Origin of the sequence: Paenarthrobacter sp. CM16, assembly GCF_013179505.1 — a bacterium.
Classification (GTDB): Bacteria; Actinomycetota; Actinomycetes; order Actinomycetales; family Micrococcaceae; genus Arthrobacter.
This window is the reverse complement of sequence record NZ_JABMCX010000259.1, coordinates 1-6,556: the sequence shown is the minus strand read 5'-3', so window position 1 is coordinate 6,556 and position 6,556 is coordinate 1. Positions and strand designations below refer to the sequence as shown.

Annotated in this window: 7 protein-coding genes and 1 pseudogene; 1 reads left to right on the top strand and 7 read right to left on the bottom strand. The window is 61.5% G+C overall.

The genetic code is table 11. The annotated features are described in order from the left end of the window. The 3 genes and pseudogenes from HP499_RS18810 to HP499_RS18800 all read right to left on the bottom strand — a co-directional run. Positions 1-289: pseudogene (locus HP499_RS18810) on the bottom strand (hypothetical protein); the annotation flags it as partial. Further along, positions 270-1,199 carry a DUF58 domain-containing protein gene (locus tag HP499_RS18805; protein WP_172325692.1) on the bottom strand — a complete coding sequence of 310 codons (930 nt, stop codon included), beginning with the start codon at positions 1,197-1,199 and terminating at the stop codon, positions 270-272. The pseudogene HP499_RS18810 and the gene HP499_RS18805, both read right to left, overlap by 20 nt. Before the next feature lie 12 nt (positions 1,200-1,211). After that, on the bottom strand, positions 1,212-2,219 hold the full coding sequence (locus tag HP499_RS18800) for a MoxR family ATPase (RefSeq protein ID WP_309138424.1): 1,008 nt from the start codon (positions 2,217-2,219) through the stop codon (positions 1,212-1,214). Between the two features lie 164 nt (positions 2,220-2,383). On the opposite strand from HP499_RS18800, the gene HP499_RS18795 reads away from it, so the two are divergent. Further along, positions 2,384-2,587: a hypothetical protein gene (locus HP499_RS18795; protein WP_253951685.1), complete on the top strand. Its 204-nt coding sequence runs from the start codon at positions 2,384-2,386 to the stop codon at positions 2,585-2,587. 22 nt (positions 2,588-2,609) lie between these two features. On the opposite strand, the gene HP499_RS18790 is transcribed toward HP499_RS18795, so the two are convergent. The 4 genes from HP499_RS18790 to HP499_RS18775 all read right to left on the bottom strand — a co-directional run. Then, positions 2,610-3,488, bottom strand: coding sequence for a carbohydrate ABC transporter permease (locus HP499_RS18790; protein WP_375154259.1), 879 nt, complete (start codon positions 3,486-3,488; stop codon positions 2,610-2,612). Then, on the bottom strand, positions 3,485-4,354 hold the full coding sequence (locus HP499_RS18785; RefSeq protein WP_172325690.1) for a carbohydrate ABC transporter permease: 870 nt from the start codon (positions 4,352-4,354) through the stop codon (positions 3,485-3,487). Before HP499_RS18785 ends, HP499_RS18790 begins: the two co-directional genes overlap by 4 nt. Then, on the bottom strand, positions 4,351-5,721 hold the full coding sequence (locus HP499_RS18780) for an extracellular solute-binding protein (protein WP_172325689.1): 1,371 nt from the start codon (positions 5,719-5,721) through the stop codon (positions 4,351-4,353). Before HP499_RS18780 ends, HP499_RS18785 begins: the two co-directional genes overlap by 4 nt. Positions 5,722-5,764: 43 nt before the next feature. Continuing rightward, positions 5,765-6,556, bottom strand: a 792-nt coding sequence (locus HP499_RS18775; protein ID WP_172325688.1) for an ROK family protein, incomplete at its 5' end; no start/stop codon positions are given.

The window sequence follows — 6,556 nt, the reverse complement described above, 5'->3', positions numbered from 1 at the left end:
CAAACTCCCGCACGAGGAAGCTGAGTCTTTGGTGGGCGTCGCGCACTGGTATGCGTCCGGCGTCGGCGTCCTCTGCTGTTGCATTGATCGCCGTGAGGCACGCCGAGCGCAATGCATCCAGGTCCGGCAGCGTCCTCCCCGGGGTTGGGGTATGTTTCCGGCGCGCGGGCCGGAAGATCCAGGCATACCAGGCACACACCAGCAGCAGCGCCAGCAGCCCGACCCAGAACCACAACTGCTGGTACGGGAGCGGTGCGTAGAATCCCGCGTCATCGTGCACGGTTGCCACCCCCGGCGGCAGCCTTGGCCGGGACGGCACCGGACCGGTGCTTTTCCAGGAGGGCAAAAACAGCAGAAAGGACATCATCGCTGCCGGAGGTTTGTTCCTCGGCTATGCCCACGCGGCGGAAGATCGAGCTGCGGCGCTCTTCGCGTTCGGCCATGGCACTTTCATACGCCGCCCGGATCTTGCGGTCCCCGGCCAGGATCGCCGGGATACCCTGTCCCGTCCCCACATCCGTACTCTGCGGGGAGTTGCGGCCAGCCAGGGGTGTCAGGTCCGCGTCCCGCACGGTAAGCCACAGGACTTCATGCCGGGCTCGAAGCCTGCGCATCAAGCCCTCAGTACGGGAATCAGGCATGAACTCGTCCGCGATGGCAACAATGAGCAGGCGTCCCTTCAGATACCTCAGGACGTAATCCAACTGCTCCGCGAGCGAACTGGCCGGGCCGTCCACGGCGACGCTCGCATCAACCTCCTGCAGCAACCGTTCCAAGTGCTCCTCGCCGTTGCGGGGCGGGAGGTACCGGGTTGCGGCCTCGTTCCCATGGAGAAGGCCGACGTCGTCCCCGTGGCGGCACGCCACATATCCCAGGACTCCCGCGGCATGCACAGCGAGGTCTTTCTTCGACTCACCGGACAACGCCTGGGCAGCCATGGTCCGTCCGGTGTCCACCAACAACAGCACTGAGTGCCGCCGAACTGCCACATACCGCTTGACCAGGGGCGATCCGTGCCGGGCGGTGGCTTTCCAATCGATATCCCTGACTTCATCGCCGGGGACGTAGGCCCGCAGCTCATCAAAGTCCAGGCTGCGGCCTTTGAAGACCGAGCCGTATTCGCCATCGAGCAGGGTAAGTGTCCTCCGGTGGGCGAAGATGAACATCTTCGACTTAACCCGGCGAAGCAAGCTGGGCACTCGTTGTCCCCGCTACGGCGTCTGGACAGACGCCACGACAGCATCAATAACGGCTTCCACCGGGACACCTTCAACCACGGCATCGAAGCCAAGGATGATGCGATGCCGCAGGATGCGGTGGGCAAGGCTCTTAACGTCCTCGGGAATGACGTGGTCCCGGCCGTTCAGCAAGGCCAATGCCCGGGCTGCCTGGCTGAAGGCAATGCTGGCCCTGGGGCTGGCCCCGAACTCCACCAGGTTCGCCAGGCGGGGTTCCAGGTACTGGGAAGCATTTCGGGTGACGTAGGCGAGGCCGACGATATACCTGACGATGGCGGGGTCGATGTAGACCCTCTTCACCAGTTCCTGGACCTGGACCACAGCGTCCAGGGAAGCAGCAGCCGGCGGCGTCCTGTCGGCGTCGAAAACCCCGGCGTCGATCCTGCGGATGACCTCGGCTTCCTCAGCGGGGCTCGGATAGTCCAGGACGTCCTTGAGCATGAAGCGATCCATCTGGGCTTCGGGGAGCCTGTAGGTGCCCTCCTGCTCGATCGGGTTCTGCGTAGCAAGCACCAGGAACGGCTGCGGCAAAGGATAGGACTCGCCACCGATGGACGTCTGGCGTTCCTGCATGGCCTCCAACATGGCACTCTGGGTCTTGGCACTGGATCTGTTGATCTCATCCAGCAGCACGATGTTGGCATGGACCGGACCCAGCTGAGTGACGAACGTACCCTTGGCGGCATCGAAAATCTGGGTGCCCGCAATATCGCTCGGCAGCAAGTCCGGGGTGCACTGGATCCGGCGGAATTCTGCGCTGACGGACTCCGCTATGGCCTGCGCGGCAGTGGTCTTGGCAAGGCCGGGGACACTTTCCAGCAAAACGTGACCCCCGGTCAACAAGCCGATAACCAGGGTCTCGCGAAGCCGCGACTGGCCCACCACCTTGTTCTCAAAACTCCGGATGATGCTGCCCACGAGTTGTTGGGCCCGGGCCATGTCCGGTGCGTCGATTCCGGCCGTGGCTGTGGTCTGTTGCACTCGTGGTCCCCTCGCTGGCGTCCGGCATCTCCTTGCAGGTGCCGGCGTCCGATTCCGGGCACTGGATAGTTCCACCTGCATGGCCACTCTATCCAAGCCCTCCCCGTTCAGGGCCGCAATGGGGACCCCTCCCCATGCAGCCTTTCGAGGTCTATCCTTTTGCCATGCATCAGCTACCAGCCGCCTACCAGAACTACCTCGCCGCCCAGGACCAGCACGTCATTGACGCAGTACGGCCCGTCCTCCTTCAATCAGCCGCTGACCAACGCCACGGGGTCCGGATCACCTACAACACGGGCTCCACCGGGCATCAAGCCCACCTGGATGAGTCCATACCCTACGGCCAGATCATCGAGGACATCGACTGAGCCACCCCCTTCACGGCGCCAGCTATCCCTTCACTGCGCCAGACAGGGCAAAGGAGTTCCCCATGCCCCGTGACACCAGCGTGTACAGCAGAAGCACCGGGACCGAATACAGGATCGAGAACGCAGCCAACTGGCCATAGGCGATCGCCCCATGCTGGCCAAAGAAACTGAAGATCGACACAGCCGCCGGTTGCTTGTCCGGCGACAACAACAGGATGAAAGGAACAAAGAAGTTCCCCCAGGCCTGAATAAATACGAAGATGAACACCACACCAAGCCCCTGCCTCATCAACGGCAGGACAATGGTCCGCAACGCAGCCATAGCCGAGGCTCCGTCCATCCAGGCCGCCTCCTCCAGCTCCACAGGAACAGAATCCATGAAGTTCTTGGTCATCCAGATCGCCATCGGAAGGGTGGTGGTCGCCATGAAGAAAATGGTCGCCGCCATGGAATCCAACAGTTGCAGTTGGACGAACAACCCATACACGGGAACCATGATGGCTGTTACCGGCAACGAGGTGCCGAACAGCACCGTGTACATGAACGGTTTGTTGAACCGGGACTGGTACCGGGATAACGGATACGCGGCCAGCACGGCAGCAAGAAGATTCACCACAGCCGTCCCGGCAGACAACCATAAACTGTTGGCCAACGGCCGGAACAGCAACTCAGGGTTCAGCACGGCGGCGAAATTGGCAATGGACGGCGACGACGGCACCTGGGTCTGGTAACCCGCTTGGGGATCTACCGCGGCCAGGAGCAACCACAGCAACGGCGCCACAAAGCACACCCCAACCACTGCCAAGGCGATGTTCGCCCACAGTCGCGCCCGGGAGCGGGAGCTGCCGCCCGACGTCGTACTTGTCTTCCGTAGCTGCGCTCGCAGCGCCCTGGTGGTCACGGGCGCCGCTCCCTCAGAAGCCGTACATAGATGGCCCCAAAGATCATGCCCAACAGGATCAGCACCGATGCCACCGCTGTGCCGTATCCGATGTCACCGAACTTGAAGGCCTCCTGGTAAGCCAGGACAGCCAAGGTGGTGCTGGCGTTGGCCGGACCGCCCGCCGTCATGACCCAGATGAGGGTGAAAACCGCCAGAGTCTGGAGGGTGATCAGCATCAGGTTGGTGGTGATGCTGCCCCGGATCAACGGCAACGTGATGAAGGTGAGTCTTTGCCATCCCCGGGCACCGTCCATGAGCGCGGCCTCGGAAATGTCCCGCGGCACGTCCGCCAACGCCGCCCGGTACACCAGCATGGAGAACGCCGTGCCCCGCCATGTGTTAGCCAGGATGATCGCCACCAAGGGGAAGGAGTACAGCCAGTCCGGCCCCTCGATACCGACCATGCCCACCATTTGGTTCAGGGTTCCGTCCCGGTTGAAGTAGGCATAAGCAGCAAACGCAGCAACGATTTCCGGGAGCACCCAGGCTGCAACCACTGCCGTGCCCACCAAGGAAGAAACCACCGTTCCGGATCGTGTCATCAGCAGGGCAATCAGCAACCCCAGGATGTTCTGGCCCAGCACTGCTGACGCGGCGACGAACACCAAGGTCAGCCAGGCAGAAAGCGGAAACGAGTCATCGCTGAACATCCGGAGGTAGTTCTCAGCGCCCACCCATTGCGGGTCCTTCGCCGCTTTTCCCGTTAACCCCGCGTCGGTGAAAGACGCGTAAAAAGACCACGCCACCGGTGCCAGCAGGAACAGCAGGAGCAGCAGAATCGACGGAATTACCGGCAGGAGCCGCATGGCGCGGCGGATGGTCATTTCTCCAGGACCTTGTCCTCACCCACCAGCTTCCGGACGGTGGCATCGTATTCCGCTGCGGCGTCCTCGGGACTTTGCTTCCCCGTAATCACTGACTCCGTGGCTACCTGGACGGCAGTGGAAATCCTCGGATAGTCAGCTGTGGCGGGCCGGTAATGAGTCACTGCCACCAGGTCGGAGACGTCTTTGACGAACGGGTTGGCTGCCAAGTAGTCAGCGTCCGCGGCAACATCGTTACGGACTGCAATCTGTGAATTGTTGATGTCGTAAGCCAACGCGTTCTTCTTGTTCAGTGCGGTGGTGAGGAACTGGAAGGCAAGGTCCGGGTTTTTGCTCTTCGCGCCCACCGCAAGCGTCCAGCCCCCGGACATGCTGACTCCTCCGGGCTCCTGGCCGTTCCGGGTGGGGAACATCGCGACGCCCATGTCCTGTTCATATCCGGGCCACTCATAGGTGCCGCCTTTTTGCCAGAACGACGGCGTGTAGGAACCCTCCACGGTGGCCGCCAGTTTGCCTTGCGGGAACCATTCGCCAAAGACCTTCTTCCAGACGTTGGCATCCAATGCCTCGGCGGGGCTCACTGCAAGTTTTTCGTCGTAGAGGGTTTTCAGGAACGCCAGCGAGTCAGTTAATCCTTGTGATCCGACCACCCACTTCTTGGAGTCCTCGTCATACAAGGTGCTGTCAGTCCCGTAGAGAAGCTCGTAAAAGCCCTGCATGACTGTGCCCTCGCCGGTCCCCTTGCCCGCGTACATATTGAAGGCGATCACGTTGGGATCCGATGCCTTCACAGCACGGGCAGTGGTCAGGATCTCTTCCCAGGACTTCGGCTGCCAGGGCAGGGAAATGCCCGCCTTTTGGAGGACTTTTTTGTTGTACCAGATAGCCCTGGTGTCAGTGCCCAGCGGCACCGCATAAATGCTGCCGTCATCTACCCGGCCGGCTGCCTTGGCCGCTTCGTTGAACTGAGACCAGTCAGCCCATTTTTCAAGGTAGCCATCGAGCTTAAGGAGGTAGCCGGCGTCGACGTCCGAACGGACTTTAAACGTGTCCTCGTAGAAAACATCCGGCGCTGTGTCTCCGGATCGCTGCGCCAACGCCAGCTTGGTCCCGTAATCGTCATCGTTGGCCTGAATGGGCTGAAGTTCAACGGCCACACCGGAGTTGGCTGCCTCGAATTCCTTCTTGGCATCCTGCATGACGGCATCCAGAGCGGTGAAGGCATCCGTTTTTTGATAGACAACCTTCAACGTCTTGTTGCCGGCATCAGGGGTGGGCGAACAGGAACTGGCTGCCACAACCACAGCTGCAAGTGAAGCGATTGCGGCAAACTTCGCCGCCACCCGATTCAATCCGGCTAACTTCATTGGGCGGCCCATGGTGCTCCAATCCGTCAAACGTGGTGCTGATTCAGCCTTCCAAGAGGAGCCGCTGGGCACGCGGTGCCAGCATATGCTCCAGAACGAGGCAAGCGGCACCGATCGCACCAACGTCCTCGCCCACTCCGGTTCCTACAACTTCGAGGTCATGGATCATACGGGCAGCATTGTTCTTATCCAGCAACTCCGGAACCCGCTCCAGGAAGTAGGGTGACATCCGGCCCCAGAAGGGACCGCCGAAGACCACACGCTCCACATCCAAGGTATTGGTCACCACCGATACCGCACGTGCCACGAGCGTGGCCGACTTGTCCAGGATGGCAATGGCTTTTTGGTTCCCGGCATCTGCTTTGTCGCACAGCTCGGCAAAGCGTTCCTGGACCTCGGGGCCGTCCGCACCTTCACGGTGACCGTCCAGGATACCGGCTGCCTCGGCCTCGGCCACCAAGACCTGCGGGATGCAGGAGGACTTGACGCATCCGTGGAGCCCGCAATCACACAAGGGACCGGCAGGATCGACCATGATGTGCCCGATTTCGCCGGCGTTGCCGGAGGTTCCACGGACAACTTCGTCGTTGAGCACGATGCCACAACCGATGCCCGTTCCCATATACATGAAGACAAAGCTGCCGGCCCCGCTTGCGCCACCTGCCCATGTCTCGGCAACGGCCGCGCTGGTGACGTCCTTGTCAACGAGGGTCTCCAGCCCCGTGGCTTCGCTCAGGGCCTCACGGATGCGCACCCTGTTCCACCTCGTCAACAGAGGCGGCTCCACCACTGAGCCTTCATTGAGGTCTATGGGTCCGGGGACAGCAACGCCAAG